This is a genomic window from Kribbella sp. VKM Ac-2566, from assembly GCF_004366005.1.
Classification (GTDB): domain Bacteria; phylum Actinomycetota; class Actinomycetes; order Propionibacteriales; family Kribbellaceae; genus Kribbella; species Kribbella pratensis.
Map to the genome: position 1 here is coordinate 204,713 of NZ_SODT01000012.1, position 16,354 is coordinate 221,066.

General features: G+C 69.1%; 15 protein-coding genes. 10 read left to right on the forward strand and 5 right to left on the reverse strand.

Annotation, left to right across the window (positions count from 1 at the left end):
• Positions 1–25 precede the first annotated feature (25 nt).
• Positions 26–3,691: a S8 family peptidase gene (locus EV647_RS28010; RefSeq protein ID WP_134007996.1), complete on the forward strand. Its 3,666-nt coding sequence runs from the start codon at positions 26–28 to the stop codon at positions 3,689–3,691.
• Positions 3,692–3,794: 103 nt separating this feature from the next.
• Here EV647_RS28010 and EV647_RS28015 read toward each other — a convergent pair whose 3' ends face one another.
• Positions 3,795–5,165, reverse strand: a complete 1,371-nt coding sequence (locus tag EV647_RS28015; protein WP_134007998.1) for a lytic murein transglycosylase — start codon at positions 5,163–5,165, stop codon at positions 3,795–3,797.
• 256 nt (positions 5,166–5,421) lie between these two features.
• Between EV647_RS28015 and hemL the strand changes: the two genes are divergently transcribed.
• From hemL to EV647_RS28060, 9 genes are all read left to right on the forward strand, one after another.
• On the forward strand, positions 5,422–6,756 hold the full coding sequence (gene hemL / locus EV647_RS28020) for a glutamate-1-semialdehyde 2,1-aminomutase (protein ID WP_134008000.1): 1,335 nt from the start codon (positions 5,422–5,424) through the stop codon (positions 6,754–6,756).
• Positions 6,757–6,793: 37 nt separating this feature from the next.
• Positions 6,794–7,417, forward strand: coding sequence for a histidine phosphatase family protein (locus EV647_RS28025; protein WP_238175711.1), 624 nt, complete (start codon positions 6,794–6,796; stop codon positions 7,415–7,417).
• On the forward strand, positions 7,417–7,977 hold the full coding sequence (locus tag EV647_RS28030; protein WP_134008004.1) for a TlpA disulfide reductase family protein: 561 nt from the start codon (positions 7,417–7,419) through the stop codon (positions 7,975–7,977). Before EV647_RS28025 ends, EV647_RS28030 begins: the two co-directional genes overlap by 1 nt.
• 4 nt (positions 7,978–7,981) lie before the next feature.
• Complete coding sequence (locus EV647_RS28035) at positions 7,982–8,725, forward strand: cytochrome c biogenesis CcdA family protein (RefSeq protein WP_133789617.1); 744 nt, start codon at positions 7,982–7,984, stop codon at positions 8,723–8,725.
• A complete protein-coding gene (locus EV647_RS28040; protein ID WP_370344267.1) occupies positions 8,713–10,314 on the forward strand; it encodes a cytochrome c biogenesis protein ResB in 1,602 nt (533 codons plus the stop codon). The genes EV647_RS28035 and EV647_RS28040 overlap by 13 nt, the downstream gene beginning before the upstream one ends.
• The gene (gene ccsB / locus EV647_RS28045) at positions 10,311–11,321 is read left to right on the forward strand and encodes a c-type cytochrome biogenesis protein CcsB (RefSeq protein ID WP_134008008.1); all 1,011 of its coding nucleotides are present in this window, start codon (positions 10,311–10,313) and stop codon (positions 11,319–11,321) included. Before EV647_RS28040 ends, ccsB begins: the two co-directional genes overlap by 4 nt.
• A gap of 1 nt (position 11,322) precedes the next feature.
• Entirely contained in the window at positions 11,323–11,574 is a 252-nt protein-coding gene (locus tag EV647_RS28050) for a DUF4229 domain-containing protein (protein WP_133789614.1), read from the forward strand.
• A gap of 167 nt (positions 11,575–11,741) precedes the next feature.
• Positions 11,742–12,350 (forward strand): TetR-like C-terminal domain-containing protein, encoded by a 609-nt coding sequence (locus tag EV647_RS28055; RefSeq protein WP_134009106.1) that lies wholly within the window; start codon positions 11,742–11,744, stop codon positions 12,348–12,350.
• A gap of 60 nt (positions 12,351–12,410) precedes the next feature.
• Positions 12,411–13,970, forward strand: a complete 1,560-nt coding sequence (locus EV647_RS28060; protein WP_134008010.1) for an MFS transporter — start codon at positions 12,411–12,413, stop codon at positions 13,968–13,970.
• 60 nt (positions 13,971–14,030) lie between these two features.
• On the opposite strand, the gene EV647_RS28065 is transcribed toward EV647_RS28060, so the two are convergent.
• Genes EV647_RS28065 through EV647_RS28080 form a run of 4 tightly spaced genes read right to left on the reverse strand, consistent with a single transcriptional unit; the run spans position 14,031 to position 16,273 of the window.
• Positions 14,031–14,513: a GNAT family N-acetyltransferase gene (locus EV647_RS28065; RefSeq protein ID WP_134008011.1), complete on the reverse strand. Its 483-nt coding sequence runs from the start codon at positions 14,511–14,513 to the stop codon at positions 14,031–14,033.
• On the reverse strand, positions 14,513–15,532 hold the full coding sequence (locus EV647_RS28070; protein WP_134008013.1) for a M48 family metallopeptidase: 1,020 nt from the start codon (positions 15,530–15,532) through the stop codon (positions 14,513–14,515). Before EV647_RS28070 ends, EV647_RS28065 begins: the two co-directional genes overlap by 1 nt.
• A gap of 34 nt (positions 15,533–15,566) precedes the next feature.
• Positions 15,567–15,878 carry a hypothetical protein gene (locus tag EV647_RS28075; protein ID WP_134008015.1) on the reverse strand — a complete coding sequence of 104 codons (312 nt, stop codon included), beginning with the start codon at positions 15,876–15,878 and terminating at the stop codon, positions 15,567–15,569.
• Complete coding sequence (locus EV647_RS28080) at positions 15,875–16,273, reverse strand: hypothetical protein (RefSeq protein WP_134008017.1); 399 nt, start codon at positions 16,271–16,273, stop codon at positions 15,875–15,877. Before EV647_RS28080 ends, EV647_RS28075 begins: the two co-directional genes overlap by 4 nt.
• Positions 16,274–16,354 lie beyond the last annotated feature (81 nt).

Below are 16,354 nucleotides of genomic sequence, written 5' to 3' on the forward strand. Positions count from 1 at the left end.
GGGCGTCGGGAGGTTTCCCCCTGTGATGTCTCGAATGTCCCGGTCCGCGGCCGGCCTGCTCGCCGCGGTGGTCGCCGGTTCCCTGCTGCTGACGACCACCACGGCGAATGCCGGCCCGCCCGATGTACCGGCCGGTCCCACGGCGACCAATCCGGGGACCAACCCGACGCCCGGCGCGAGCAGCAAGCGGATCACGCTGGTCACCGGCGACGTCGCCGAGCTGACCACCAGCTCCAACGGCCAGGTCTCGGCCCGCCTGCTCGACGACGAGCCGTACTACTTCGGCACCTTCGACGGAGACCTCACCCTGGTCCCGGCCGACGCCTACCCGCTGCTCTCCGCGGGCCGCCTCGACAAGCGCCTCTTCAACCTGACCGAGCTCGCGGCGCAGGGGTACGACGACGCTAGCAGGGCTAGCCTTCCGCTCCTCCTCACCGCGCCCGCCACCCTTCGCAGCGCACCTAGTACGCCGGCGGCCTCGACGTACCGCCGTACCCTCGCCAGCGTCGGAAGCACCGCGGTGACCGTGCAGAAGGCCGACGCGAAGACGTTCTGGGACGGCATCAGCGGCCCGACCACGTTCAAGTCCAGCCAGGTCACCAAGATCTGGCTCGACGGCCGCACCCACGCAACCCTCGACCAGTCCACCAAGCAGATCGGCGCCCCGACCGCCTGGAAGCAGGGGTACGACGGCCACGGCGTGAAGGTCGCTGTCCTCGACACCGGGTACGACGCCGGCCATCCCGACCTCGCCAAGCAGGTCGTCGCGGCGGAGAGCTTCGTGCCCGACCAGGCAGTCCAGGATCTGCACGGCCACGGCACGCACACCGCGTCCATCGTCGCCGGTCTCGGTACGGCGTCCGACGGCAAGCGGAAGGGTGTGGCACCGGGCTCGGAACTGCTGATCGGCAAGGTGCTCGACAACAGCGGCGGCGGCTACGACTCCGAGGCGATCGCCGGCATGGAGTGGGCCGTCCAGCAGGGCGCGAAGGTCGTCAGCATGAGCCTCGGCGGCTGGCCGTCCGACGGTACCGACCCGATGAGCGAGGCCGTCGACCGGTTGTCGAAGTCGAGCGGCGCGCTGTTCGTGATCGCGGCCGGCAACTCCGGCGCCGAGGAAACCGTGGGATCGCCGGGTGCCGCGTCCGAGGCGCTGACCGTCGGCGCGGTCGACCGGGACAACAGCCTCGCGAACTTCTCCAGCCGCGGTCCGCGCGTCGGCGACGGCGCCCTGAAGCCCGAGGTGACCGCCCCCGGCGTGGAGATCGCCGCCGCGCGCGCCGCCGGTACCGAGCAGGGCCACGTCCTCGGCCAGAACTACACAGCCATGAGCGGTACGTCGATGGCGACGCCGCACGTCGCCGGTGCGGCCGCGATCCTCGCACAACGGCACCCCGACTGGACCGGGCCGCAGCTCAAGGCCGCACTGGCCTCGACGGCTGTCCCCTCCGCCGGCGCCCGCACCGACCAGCAGGGCCTCGGCCGGATCGACATCCCGAACGCGCTCGACCCGTCGGTCCTCCCGGACGCCGCCAACCTGTTCTTCGGTGACCTGTCCTGGACCGGCCCGGCCGCCCCCGCGCCGGTCACGCGTACGGTTGCCTACCGCAACAACTCGAGGCGATCGGTGACGCTCACGCTCTCGGTCGACGCACAGTCTCCGGCGGGGGTGGAGGCCGGGCTGACGGTGAGCCCGGCCCGGCTGACCATCCCCGCCGGTGGTACCGGGTCCGCGACGGTCACCCTCGACCTCGCCAAGACCCAGCCCGCCAAGTACGCCGGTGTGCTGACGGCCCGCGCCGGCGCCACGTCGTACCGGACCGGCCTCGGGTTCGCGGCCGGTGGGCGGCTGAACCAGGTGACCGTGAAGGCGATCGGCCGCGACGGACAGCCCGCCACCACCAAGGCCGGTGCGAGCGGCGTGCAGCTGTGGAACCAGGACACCGGTGACGTCAGCGCGATCGCGTTCGACGAGACCGGCAGCCGCACCCTCGACGTACCGACCGGCCGCTACAGCGTGATGGCGTACGCCGTCGGCGGCGACGAGGCGAACTGGGCGAACTCGATCACGCTGCTCGGCGATCCGGACGAGTGGATCGGCAGCGACCGGACGTTCACGTTCGACGCCCGGAGCGCGCACAAGGTGACGATCAAGACGCCGCGACCGGCCGACGCGCAGAGCATCGGGATCGCCTGGCACCGCAAGGTCGGGGACCGGGACGCGGTCTCCGGCTGGGCGTACAACGGCCGGGTCGCCGACGGCGTCTACGTCCAGGACTTCGGAAAGGTTGCCAATGGCACCTTCCAGGTCGTGCAGCGCTGGGACCTCGCGCAGCCGAAGCTGACCGTCGACATCAACGGCGTCCGGCTGGCCACGCCGGCCGAGGGGTCGTCTCGGACCGTGTACGTCGGGAACGCGAAACTCCCGCTCTACAACGGCGGCGACGGTACCGCGGCCGAGCTGACCGGCGCCAAGGACACCGCCGTACTGATCCGATGGGGCGGCTTCAGCAAGACGACCGCACAGGTCAAGGCTGCGAAGGCCGCCGGCGCCAAGGTGGTGTTCCTCTACAACGAAGCGCCCGGCTTCTGGTCGACCAGTAGCGATCAAGGCGTCCCGCTCTACCTGCTGCGATCCGAGCAGGGCAAGCAGTTGCTCGCCGAGCTGGCGAAGGGCCCGCAGTCCGTGCAGCTGAACGGTCTGCTCGACAGCACCTACCGGTACGACGTCGCGCTCGGCCCGTCGGTCGTGAAGGGCGGACTGACGTACGACGTCGCGAAGATGCGCCCGGCCGTGGTGACGACGGACTTCCAGCGCAACGATGCGTTCTGGCTGCACCGGGACCAGCGGATCGCGCACCTTCCGGGTATCTCGACCGGGTTGTCGGCGTCACGTCTGGTGGCCGGTGCGGTGAAGCGGACCGACTACCTCGTCACCGACCAGAAGGGCGTCACCTGGGACGAGAAGACGTCCGCGGGGGAGTGGAACGAGACCGGCTTCGAGGCCACGATCGCGCGGTCCTACCGGCCGGGCGAGCAGGTCACGCGCGGTTGGTGGGAGTCGATCACGCGTCCCGCCGTACCGGGACTGTCCGATGCGCCGGGTGACGTGGCGCAGGGCTGGCCGCCGGCGCGGTTCGAGAACGCGCTGCGGATCGCGATTCCGCAGTACGTCAGCGGCGACCGGACCACGTTCGGCTGGGCCGACCGCGGCGACGTGACGAGCATGAAGCTGACCAGCAACGGCGTCGAACTGGGCAGCAAGAACTGGTCGGTCGCACAGTTCACCGTCCCGGAACGTGCCGCCTGGTACGACCTCACGCTGGACCAGCAGCGCGGCCCGAACAGCTGGGCGAAGACCTCGACGTCGACGCACACCCGGTGGCACTTCCTCTCGGTGCCGTCCAAGAGCCGGGCAGTGCTGCCGCTCGTCCAGGTCGACTACAAGCACACCAACGGCTGGCTCGAACTCACCCCGCGCTACCAGCCGGGTGTGCGCGGCGGCGGGATCTTCCGGACCACGGCCGAGATCTCGTACGACGGGAAGACCTGGACGAAGCTGTCTCTCCGCGGGATCGGTACGCTCCGCGCCCAGGTACCGGCCGGTGCGTACCCGAGCATCCGGGTGACCGCGACGGACCTGATCGGCAACAGCATCACCCAGACGATCGACCGCGCCTGGGCCGCCTGAACGTTAAAAAGAGCGACGCCACGAAGCCGGGGGGATTGCTTCGTGGCGTCGCCAGGGGCGCGCCAAGGGAGGGGTGGGGGCTGGCGCGCCGGTCCAGTGGGGATCAGCTCCCGAGGATGCCTCCACCGAGGATGCCCAGCAGCCCGAGGGCCGACAGCAGGCCGCGGATGACCTGGTCGACCGCCTTGGCGCCACCGGTCTGGTAGGCGGTCACGCACTTCTGCAGCTGGGTCTGGGTCGGCTTGGTGATCGTCACCTTCGCCATCTCGGACTGGCAGTACGTCGTGGCCTTCTGCAGCTCGGCCAGCGTGCTGCCGGCCGTGCCGACGATGACCCCGACGGCCGTCGTCAGGCTGGTGAGACCCGGCTTCGGCGTGGTCGTGGTCGGAACCGTCGGCTTGGCCGTGGTCGGCTTCGAGGTGGTGGGCCTGACCGTCGTCGGTGTCGCTGTCGGCCGGCTGCTCGGAGTCGCCGTCGGTGTCGCGGTCGGCCGGTCCGTCGGCCGGTTGCCGTCCCGCTCGTCGGTCAGGATCGGAGTCGGCGTCGCCGTCGCGGTGGGCGTCGGGATGTCGATCGCCTCCGGCAGGTCCTTGTCCGACGGGGCGTCGATGGTCGGGTCGTCGATCTGGTCGCCGGCCTCGTCCACGTCGTCACCCGCGGTGCCGTTGCCGACCGCGATCCAGCTGCCGCCGGCGTACGCCTTCGCGATGCTGACCACCAGGTCGACGTACTGCTGCGAGTGGTTGTAGCGCAGAACCGCGGCGTTCAGATCACTGGCCTTGGACAGGTCGGTCTTGCCCGAGCAGAGGTAGACCCCGGTCGACATCGCCGCGTCGTCGATGTCCTGCGGGTTCCGCACGCCGTCGCCGTCGCCGTCCACTCCCATGGCTCGCCACGTGCCGGGGATGAACTGCATCGGGCCGACCGCGCGGTCGAACGCGCCGTCACCGTCGAACGAACCCGCGTCCGAGTCGGAGATCCGGGCCGTCCCGGACGAACCGTCCAGCCGCGGCCCGAAAATGCCTGGCACCGCGACGCCCAGCGAGTTCAGCGAATTGCCGCCGAAGCGGCCGTGGTTGGACTCGACCCGGCCGATCGCTGCCACCAGCGTCCAGGGCAAGTGGCACGTCGGGTCTGCCTGGGCCAGCACCTGCTGGGCCCGGGAGTACGCCTTGAGGGCGGCGTTCGGGATGCCGTTGCGGGACAGTCCGGACACCACCTGGGTCGGTTGCTCGCCAGGATCGACTCCGTGGCCGACGACGCCCGGCACCGGCACATTGGCCGGGAAGGCGATCGGCTGCTTCGGTACGACGACCGGGTTGCCTCCGGACAGACCGTTCTCCAGCGACGCCGTAGCGATCGCGGGGTCGTCCGTGGCACTGACGGTGAACGCGCTCGCGAACAGCGCCAGCGGGATCAGCGGCGCCACCTGACGCCAGCCGCTACCCGTGGCGCGGCGCTTGCCCTTCGCCATCGATGATTCCCCTCCGTGACTCATCGACCGGTCCGGCCCCACGCAGCGGACAGTCTTTGTGCCTGTGTCGGTTGCCGTCGTAATAGGTCTAACGTCCGCCCCGTTGCGTGGGTTACGCGTCGAACGCAGACCGTGTACGTGCGGTCACCGGGTATCCATACTGGCGCGTAACAAAGCGCCTGTGAACCCCTTGGCGGGATCAGGACCTCAAATTCGCCCTCCCCTGCCGATCAGGGTGCCGGACCGGCGAGGGAGAATGGCCGTCGTGCCCGCACACACTGAACATTCCGCCGAACTCTTCGCCCGAGCCTCCACGGTGACCCCGGGCGGGGTCAACTCTCCGGTCCGCGCCTTCCGCGCCGTCGGCGGCGTACCGCGTTTCATGGCTTCCGGTGACGGATGTCACATGACCGACGTCGACGGCAACCGCTATCTCGACCTGGTCAGTTCCTGGGGCCCGCTGCTGCTCGGCCACGCCCATCCCGAGGTGATCGCCGCCGTCCAGGCTGCCGTCGGCCGCGGTACGTCGTACGGGACGCCGACCGAGACCGAGGTCCTGCTCGGCGAGGAGATCGTCGCGCGGACGCCGGTGGACAAGGTCCGGCTGGTGTCGTCCGGGACCGAGGCGACGATGTCCGCGCTCCGGCTCGCCCGCGGGTTCACCGGGCGCGCCAAGATCGTGAAGTTCGCCGGCTGCTACCACGGCCATGTGGACGCACTGCTGGCCCAGGCCGGTTCCGGCGTCCTCACGCTGGGCATCCCCGGTACGCCGGGAGTCACCGAGGCCACCACCGCGGACACGATCGTGCTGCCGTACAACGACCAGGCCGCGGTCGCCGCCGCGTTCGCGCAGTACGGCGACCAGGTCGCGGCCGTGATCACCGAGGCGTCGCCCGGCAACATGGGCGTCGTTCCGCCGCGGGACGACTTCAACGCGTTCCTCGCCCGGATCTGCACGGAAAACGGTGCACTTTTCATTTCCGACGAGGTCATGACCGGCTTCCGGATCACCCGCTCGGGCTGGTACGGCGTCGACGGCGTCCGGCCGGACCTGATGACCTTCGGCAAGGTGATGGGCGGCGGCTTCCCGGCCGCGGCGTTCGGCGGCCGCGCCGATGTCATGTCCCACCTCGCGCCGGAGGGCTCGGTCTACCAGGCCGGGACGCTGTCCGGGAACCCGATCGCCACGACCGCCGGCCTGACCACGCTGCGGCTGGCCACCGACGAGGTCTACGCCAAGCTCGACGAGACCTCGCTCACCATCCAGCGCCTGGTGTCGACCGCGCTGGACAAGGAAGGTGTGCCGCACGTCATCTCGGCGGCGGGGAACCTCTTCAGCGTCTTCTTCGTGGAGTCCTCGGAGGGACCTGCCGAGATCCGGGACTTCGCCGGAGCCAACGCCCAGGTGCTGCCCCGGTTCACGGCGTTCTTCCATGCCATGCTGGACGCCGGTGTCTACCTGCCACCGAGCGCGTTCGAGGCCTGGTTCGTCAGCGCGGCGATCGACGACGACGCGCTGGCCGAGCTCGAGGCTGCTCTGGCTCCGGCAGCCCGCGCGGCGGCCACGGTGGCGACGCAAGTACAGAACTGAAGGGACAGCGGTGACCGAAACGACGGTCGTGCACCTGATGCGTCACGGCGAGGTGCACAACCCGACCGGCGTGCTCTACGGCCGGATCCCCGACTTCCACCTGTCCGAGCTCGGCCGCGCGATGGCCGACCGGGTGGCCGAGCACGTCAAGGGCCGCGACATCGTGCACCTGGTCAGCTCGCCGCTGGAGCGGGCCCAGGAGACGATGGAGCCGATCGCCAAGGTGTTCGGCCTCACGCCGGACATCGACGAGCGGGTGATCGAGGCGGCGAACCTGTTCGAGGGCAAGAAGTTCGGCGTCGGCGACGGCGCGCTGAAGAACCCGAGCGCCTGGTGGCTGCTGCGGAACCCGTGGAAACCGTCCTGGGGTGAGCCGTACCAGCAGCTCGTCCGCCGGATGCGGGACGCGATCGAGACCGCCCGGCAGAAGGCCGCCGGGCACGAGGCCCTGATCGTGTCGCACCAGCTGCCGATCTGGATCGTCCGGTCCGCGATCGAGGGCCGCCGGATGTTCCACGACCCGCGCAGGCGCCAGTGCAGCCTGGCCAGCCTGACCTCGTTCACCTTCCACGGCGAGCAGATCGTCTCGGTCGGCTACTCGGAACCCGCGAAGGATCTGTTGCCGGTCAAGAACCCGAAGAAGTTCGTCGGAGGGGCGTGATGCGTCGTACGGCGTTGCTCGTCGCCGGAGTGCTCCTCGTCGCGGGGTGCAGCTCCGGTCAGCAGGCGGCGCAGAACCGCCAGGGTCAGTCGGGGTTCGTCAGCGGCAACGGCAACGTGTCGACGTTCGCGGTCGGCGATCGGAAGGCGGCGCCGGAGCTCACCGGGAAGACGCTCGACGGTAAGACCTGGACGCTGTCCGAGCAGACCGGCAAGGTCGTCGTACTGAACGTGTGGGGTTCGTGGTGCCCGCCGTGCCGCAAGGAAGCGCCCGAGCTGGTCGCGGCGTCGAAGGAACTCGGGTCCGGGGTGCAGTTCATCGGACTGAACACCCGCGACCTCGACCCGGCGCAGGCGAAGAAGTTCGTGCAGGAGTTCGACGTCCCGTTCCCGAGCATCTACGACCCGAACGGCAAGGCGTTGCTGCGGTTCCGCGGCCAGATCTCCCCGAAGGCCATCCCGACCACGCTGGTGATCGACAAGGACGGCAAGGTCGCGGGACGCGTCGTCGGCGAAGTCACGAAGCAGACGCTGCTCGGAATGGTCAAGGACGCCGGTTGAGCTGATGGGACAGTGGTTCGCCGACTCGATGACGGGTTCGATGCTGGTCGCACTGCCGATCGCGGTGCTGGCCGGTGCGATCTCGTTCTTCTCGCCGTGCGTCGTACCGCTGCTGCCCGGCTACCTGTCCTACGTCACCGGCCTGTCCGCGGCTGAGCTCGGCTCGGACAAGCGCGGCCGGATGCTCGCCGGTACGGCGTTGTTCGTCGCCGGGTTCTCGGCGGTGTTCATCCTCACCGGCGTCGTGTTCGGCAAGGCGGGCGACCTGCTCATCGACCACCAGACGACGATCACGCGGGTCCTCGGCGGCCTGACCGTCGTACTGGGTCTCGTCTTCCTCGGCGGGTTCGGGTTCCTGCAGAAGGATCTGCGGGTGCACCGGGTCCCGGCGGTCGGGATCGCGGCCGCGCCGCTGCTCGGCGTACTGTTCGGATTCGGGTGGACGCCGTGTATCGGGCCGACGCTCGGGACCGTGATGACGCTGGCCACCACCGAGGGCAGCACCGGGCGCGGGGCGACGCTGGCACTGGTGTTCAGCCTCGGGTTGGGGATTCCGTTCATCGTGGCGGCGCTGGCGTTCCGGCGGATGCTGTCCGCGGTGGCGTGGGTCCGCAAGCACCAGCTGCTGGTGATCAGGATCGGCGGCGTACTGATGATCGCGGTGGGACTGCTGCTGCTGACGGGAGTGTGGGATGCGATGACCGCGGACCTGCGGCAGTGGGTCGCCAACTTCGGATCGGCGGTCTGATGACTGAAATCAAGGACCGGATCGCCGCCGCGTCGGGCCCGGAGGAACCGTCCGGACCGCCCGCGCTCGGCCTGGTCGGCTGGCTGCGCTGGAGCTGGCGGCAGCTGACGTCGATGAAGACCGCGCTGGTGCTGCTGTTCCTGCTGGCGCTCGGCGCGGTGCCGGGGTCGCTCGTCCCGCAGACGCCGATCGACCCGATCAAGGTCTCGGACTTCCTCGCCGCGCACAAGACCCTCGGGCCGCTCTACGACAAGCTCGGGCTGTTCGACGTCTACAAGTCCGCGTGGTTCTCGGCGATCTACCTGTTGCTGTTCATCTCGCTGATCGGCTGCGTCGTACCGCGGTTGTCCGTGTACGTGAAGGGCTTGCGGGCCAGGCCGCCGAAGCCGCCGCGGAACCTGGACCGGCTGCCCGGGTACCAACGCTTCGAGCTCGCCGAAGCCGGCGACGTCATCGAGGTCGCGACCCGCGAGCTCCGCAGACGCCGCTTCCGGGTGCAGTCGTACGACGGCGCGGTCGGCGCGGAGCGTGGATACCTGCGCGAGGCCGGCAACCTGCTCTTCCACTTCTCACTGATCCTGGCGCTCGTCGGGGTCGCCTGGGGTTCGCTGTTCGGCTACCGCGGCACCGTACTGGTTGTCGTGGGCAATGGGTTCTCCAACACGGTCGCGCAGTACGACGACTTCACGCCGGGACGCGCGTTCAGCGGTGACGACGACCTGCCGCCGTTCTCGCTGACCGTGAAGGACTTCGAGGCGAAGTTCCAGGAGGACGGTCCGCAGAAGGGCGCGGCGCGGGAGTTCAAGGCGCAGCTGGATTACCAGCAGACGCCGGACGCGCCGGAGAAATCGTACCTGCTCGAGGTCAACCACCCGCTGAAGCTGGACGGGAGCAGTGTCTACCTGCTCGGCCACGGGTACGCACCCCGGGTCACCGTGAAGGACGGACAGGGAAATGTCGCGTTTTCCGGCCCGGCGCCGTTCCTGCCGCAGGACAGCAACTTCTCGTCGTTCGGGGTGATCAAGGCGCCGGACGCGCGACCGGAGACGCTCGGGTTCGAAGGCTTCTTCCTGCCGACCGCGTACATCGGTCCGAACGGGCCTGTTTCGGTCTTTCCCGACGATCTGAACCCGGAGCTGGTGATGACCGGGTACTACGGCCGCCCGCAGCCGGAGACCGGGAAGCCGGAGTCGGTGTACCAGCTGGACAAGTCGAAGCTGACGCAGTTCCAGCAGACGAACGGCGACAAGTGGCGGCTCCAGCTCGCGCCGGGGCAGAGCGCCCAGCTGCCGGACAAGGCCGGGTCGATCACGTTCGACGGCTACAGCCGTTGGGTGAAGCTGCAGATCAGCCATACTCCGGGCACGGGCCTTGCGCTGGCGGGCATCTCGCTGGCGATCCTCGGCCTGATGGGTTCGCTGTTCGTGCATCCGCGCCGTACCTGGGTGCGGGTCCGCGAAGAGGACGGGCGTACCGTTGTCGAGGTCGCCGGTCTGGACCGCGGCCCCGAGCGCGGCCTCGGTGACGAGATCCAGGCCATCACCACAGCTTTGAAACCCGCCAGCTCGAGCACCCAGGAGCAGCCATGAGCCCGGAGGCCTACGCGCAAGTCTCCAACTTGCTGATTCCGACGGCCACGGTGATCTACGCCCTCGCGATGGTTTCCCATGCGATGGAGTGGGCCCTCGGTCGTGCCGCGGTCGCGAAGTCCGCCGCGGTCAAGGAGGAGGTGCTGGTCGCCTCCGACGGCGCAGCGGTCTCCGGGGACACCACCGACGTACCTGATGTTCCTGCTGTTGATGTTCCTGCTGTTGAGGAGCCGGCGTCGAGTGAGCGGCTTGATGCGGCCAGCCGGATCGGGTTGCTGCTGACCTGGTTGGCCTTCGTGCTGCACCTGGGCGGTGTGGTGACGCGTGGACTCGCGGCCGGGCGCGTGCCGTGGGGGAACATGTACGAGTTCTCCATCACGGCGTCGCTCGCGGTGGCGATCGTGTACCTGATCTTCGTGCAGCGCTACAAGCTGCAGTACCTCGGGCTCGGCGTGACGTTCGTGGTCGCCGCCGTCCTCGGTCTGGCCGCGCTGGCGCTCTACACGCCGGCCGGTCCGCTGGTTCCGGCGCTGCACTCGTACTGGCTGGTGATCCACGTGTCCGCGGCCGCGATCTCCGGTGGTGCGTTCACCGTCGGCGGCCTGGTCTCGGTGCTGTACCTGGTCAAGGCCCGCGCCGAACGCCGTGTGTTGGCCGGCGGCACGATGGCGGCATCGCTGCGCCGGCTTCCGAGCGCGGAGGCGATGGACGGTACGGCGTACAAGGTGCTGGCGTTCGCGTTCCCGCTGTGGACGTTCGGGGTGCTGGTGGCCGGGCCGATCTGGGCCGAGCATGCCTGGGGCCGGTACTGGGGCTGGGACCCCAAGGAGGTCTGGTCGCTGGTGACCTGGGTGGTGTACGCCGCCTACCTGCACGCCCGCGCGACCGCCGGCTGGCGGGGCAGCGGAGCCGCGAAGATCGCGATCGTCGGCTGGTTCGTCTTCATCTTCAACTTCGTCGGGGTGAACCTGCTGGTCTCCGGCCTGCACTCCTACGCCGGGGTCTGACATGAAGGAGTTCGGGATCTACACCGGCCTGCGGGCGGCCCTGTTCGCCGTCTGCCTGGCGGTGCTCTGGATCGCCCTGCGCACCTGGCTGTCGATCTGGCCGATCGCCCTGCTGGCCCTGATCGTCTCGTCGATCCTGTCGATCTTCGTCCTCCGCGCCGCCCGCGACCGCCTGGCCGGCAAGATCGAGACCCGCGCCGCCAAGATCTCCACCCGCCTCGAACAGGCCCGCTCCGCCGAGGACGACGAGTAAGTCCTGTCTGATCCCGCCGTACCAGTAGTCGACTGGTACGGAGAGTGATCTATGCCATCAGCGAATTCCCGGCAAAATCGTTTGTGCACTCCTTCACATGAGTCGTATCGTGATGGATGAAACGGAACCGTTTCGTTCTATCCGTGGTGTTTTAGCTACTCAGGGTGATGATCGTGGAGGCAGCAGGCGTGCGGCAGCGGCCGCGGGTCGAGGGTGGGCGTGAGGACGAGATCCTCGACGCGACCGTGGCGGTCGTGGCCGAGCTCGGCTACGACCGGCTGACCATGGACGCGGTGGCGACGGCGGCGAAGGCCAGCAAGGCCACGCTCTACCGGCGCTGGTCCACCAAGGCCGAGCTGGTCGTGGACGCGATCAGCCGGGCGAAGGGCTGTCCGATGCCGGAGGACGTCGACACCGGCAGCCTCCGCGGCGACATGATCTCGATGGCGTGCGGCGACGGTGGCTTCACCGACGAGATGCCGATGTCGGTGATCGCCGGCCTGATCACCGCCCTGCATCGTGACGCCGACCTGCAGAAGGCGTTTCGTGAGCGGTTCCTGGCGCCGCGGCTGGAGCTGACCCGCAAGGTGTTCGAACGGGCTGTCGAGCGGGGTGAGATCGGCGCCGACGTCGACATCGAGCTGCTCTCGACGACGCTGCCCGCGGTCATCGTCCACCACGCCTATGTCCTCGGCATCGAGCCGACCGACGAACTGATCCTCCGAGTCATCGACAACGTGATCCTGCCTGCGGCGCGGGGGTCGCAGGTGAGCTGACCGGTGAGGGGCCGGTCCGCGATTCAACCAGGCAAGTCTGCCCAAGAGGGGAAATATTCCATGTCCGAAGAAGTCATCGACGCCGATCCGCCCCAGCGGCGGCCGGTCGACGCTGAGACCGTGGCCGGCGCGCACGGCCACCGCAACCTCGGTATCGCGCTCGCGCTGATCTGCATGGCGCAGCTGATGGTGGTGCTGGACGGCACCATCGTGAACATCGCGCTGCCGCACATCAAGGACGCGCTCGGGTTCACCGACGCCTCGCTGCCGTGGGTGGTCAACGCCTACGCGTTGGCGTTCGGCGGTCTGCTGCTGCTCGGCGGCCGGATCGGGGACATCCTCGGCCGCCGTAAGGTGTTCATCGTCGGCGTCGTGCTGTTCGGCCTGGCGTCGTTCGTCGGCGGTATCGCCCAGAGTGAAGGCGTGCTGCTGGCCAGCCGGATCCTGCAGGGCATCGCGGCCGCCGCGGCCTCGCCGAACGCACTGGCACTCATCACCACGACGTTCCCGGCCGGCAAGGAGCGCAACCGCGCGATGGCCGTGTACGCCGCGATGTCCGGCGCCGGCGCGGCTGTCGGTCTGATCCTGGGTGGCGCGCTGACCGAGGCGTCCTGGCGCTGGACCTTCTTCATCAACACGCCGATCGGTCTGATCGTGGCGGTGCTGGCGTTCCGGTTCCTGGGCGAGTCGGCCCGGCAGACCGGCAAGTTCGACCTCCCGGGTGCGATCACCGGCACCGTCGGTCTGACCTCGCTGGTCTACGGTCTGACCCACGCCGCCACCGACGGCTGGGGCGACACCTGGACGCTGATCTTCATCCTCGGCGGCCTGGCGCTGATCGGGACCTTCCTCGCGATCGAGGCCCGCTCGCGGCACGCGCTGATGCCGTTCCGGATCCTCGCGAACCGGACCCGCGGCGTGAGCTTCTTCGTGATGCTCATCGTCGGTGCGGCGATGTTCTCGATGTTCTACTTCCTGGGCATCTTCGTGCAGAGCATCATGGGCTACAGCGCGATCAAGACCGGCCTGTCGTTCCTGCCGTTCAGCTTCGGCATCGTGGTCGCCGCGCAGGTCGCGTCGGCGCTCGTGGCCCGGGTCGACCCGCGGTGGATCTCGGGTGCCGGTGGGGTGTTCGTGGCGGCCGGTATGTTCGGGTTCAGCCGGCTCGAGATCGACTCGACGTACCTGACCCACCTGCTGCCGTACATCCTGGTGCTCTCGTTCGGTATGGGCCTGATCTTCGTCCCGCTCACGCTGACCGCGGTCAGCGGGGTCGCGAACGAGGACTCCGGCGTCGGTTCCGCCGTACTGAACACGGTGCAGCAGATCGGTGGCGCGGTCGGCCTGGCGTTGCTCGGCACGATCTCCACCAACGCGATCAAGGACAAGTTCGCCGAGCTGGCCCCGGGCCTGCAGAAGGCGGCCGAGTCCGGGCAGTCGCCGGAGCAGATCAAGCAGCTGCAGGGGCAGTTCACGGCGCTCGCCACGACGCACGGGTTCACCCGGGCGTTCATCTGGTCGGCGTTCCTGGCGCTGGGTGCGGCCCTGATCACGCTGGTCGGCCTGTCGATCAAGCACAAGGACCTGGCCAACGACGGCCAGCCCGTCCACATGGGCTGATCGCCGCAGTACTCGAAGGGCCCGCTTCCCGGGAGGGGGGAAGCGGGCCCTTCGTCTTGGCTACAGCTGTTTGCGCATCACGAGTTCGCGACGTACGCCGTCCGGCATCAGGTCGCCGGGCTCGTCGGTGTCGACGTACCCGTGGCGCAGGTACAGGTTGTGCGCCGGGTCGTTGCCCGGGACAACTGACAGCTGCAGCGTGCCGGCGCCGATGCCGCGGGCCCAGTCCTCGATCGCGGTCATCAGCGCGTTGCCGACGCCCTTGCCGCGGCCGGCGGGCGCGACCCACATCGAGACGAGCTCGGCCGTCTGCGGTTCCTCGCCACGGAAGCCGCCGGCCATACCTACCGGCGTACCGTCGATCGAGGCGATCACCTGATAGGCGCCGGGTACGGACAGCCGTTCCCGCCAGCGTTCCTCCGGAGCGTCGACCCAGTCCGCGAGCTGCGACCCGAACGCGAACGGCGCTTCCTCCAGTGCGGCCAGCCGAAGCTCCCGCCAGGCTTTCCAGTCATCCGGACCAACGGTGTTCAGCTCGACCATCAGGTCCTCGGCGGGAACTTCGAGGAGACCCAGTCGCGGACGCCGCCGAGGCCGTCGCCGAGGTCGCGGAGGAACTTGGCCAGCGGGTCCTGCGAGCGGTTGAACGCGTCGGAGTACGACTTGGCGGCGTTCTTCGCCTCCTGCGAGATCGACGCGTCGCCGTCGTCCTGACGCTTCGGGTAATCACCGGAGACGATCGTCGTGTACTCGCCCTCGTCGACCCAGCGCCGCAGCTCGTGCGCGCGGATCACGGCCAGTGGGTGCGACTGCGCCTCGAGCAGCAGCAGCTTCAGCACGCTGTCGCGCAGGTCGCCGGCGCTCTCGTACTCCGTTCCTTGCGCAAGGAACGCGGTGGTGTCGAGTTCGTTCAGCTGACCGCCGCTGGCGAGCTTCATCTGGACGCGCAGCGCGACCGCCGGGTCCTGGACCGCGAGCAGGCCGGCCCGGTCACCGGACAGCTCCGCCTTGCGGGACCACTCGTGCAGTGCGGCGATGATCGCGCGCAGCCCGAGCGCGCCGATCGGCATCCAGCCGATGGCGCCGGTGAGGCGCATCAGCCAGAGCAAGAGCGACTGGTAGAGGGCGTGCCCGCTCTGCGCGTGGCCGAGCTCGTGACCGAGGACGAACCGCAGCTCCTCCTCGTCCAGGCCCTGCAGCAGGGCGCTGTTCACCACGATGAACGGCTTGTCCATGCCGATCGTGACCGCGTTCCAGATCGGGCTGTTGGTGACATACAGCTCGGGGAGCTGGCGGACGTCGAGGGTCGAGCCCGCCTCGGTGAACAGCCGGTTCACGGTCGGGAACTGCCGCTCGTCGACCCGGATCGCCGAGCCGAGGTACTGCAGCCGGAACGCGCGCTCGTTGATCAGCCCCGACATCTTCCGCAGGACGTAGTCGAACCCCTTCAGCTGCCGCAGCGCCACCAGCGCACCACGGTCCGCGGGGTGTTCCCAGGCCCGCGAGCTGATATCGGTCAACGTCACCCGCTGCCGCGTCGGCCGATCACTGTTCTCGGTCATCGTTCCCCCAACCCGTTCGTCATGGGTTCCCAACCTAGCTCGCGTTCGGGGTCCAGCGGGGGTTGAGCACGGCGGCCAGCAACACCGTGGGAATCCATCCGATCGGTACGGCGAACCAGCCGAGGCCCTGTCCCGCCGCCAGTGCGGTCGTTGCGACGGAGAGCGCCGTACCGCCGAACCAGTACCAGAGGGCGTTCGCGGCCGGTCGTGTCGTGCCGCGGCGGTAGCCGACCCAGGCGAGCGTGAGGGTGGCCGGCAGCGCCAGTGCGATCGACCCGAAGGCGAGGATCGCGAGGATCAGCGCGACCTCGGCGGGGGAGAAGTGGATGGCGCCGAGCGGGATCATCGAGGCCACCCGGCGTACTGCTGCGCGTGCAGCTGTTGCTGGGCGTACGGCGGTTGGGGGTACATCGGCGGCTGGGGGTGCGGCGGCTGCCCGATGTTCGGGTGATGCAGGATGCGTGCCCGGCGCTCGCGGGGGAGGAGGAACCAGGCCAGCGACCAGAGCACTGCGCAGTCCAGGACCGTCATGAGCCATCCGAGGTGTAGCAAGAGGCAGACGGCCATGATTGCGGCCGACAGCGCGATGCTCCAGATGAAGTGCCACACGCCGTTCCAGAACCGATGGCGTTCGGCGCGCAGCCAGCCGACCACCGCGAGCGGACCGCTCGTCATGAGGGCACCAGTCCCCACGAGAGCGGCGACGGCCAGCGCGGCGTGCCAGTCAGGAATGACGTTCATGAGACTGATCCTCGCCGCCCGGACGGGTGGTTGCGGAGCGTAGGAATACTCAAATCGCGCCGTACGTCCTAGCCTGGCCCG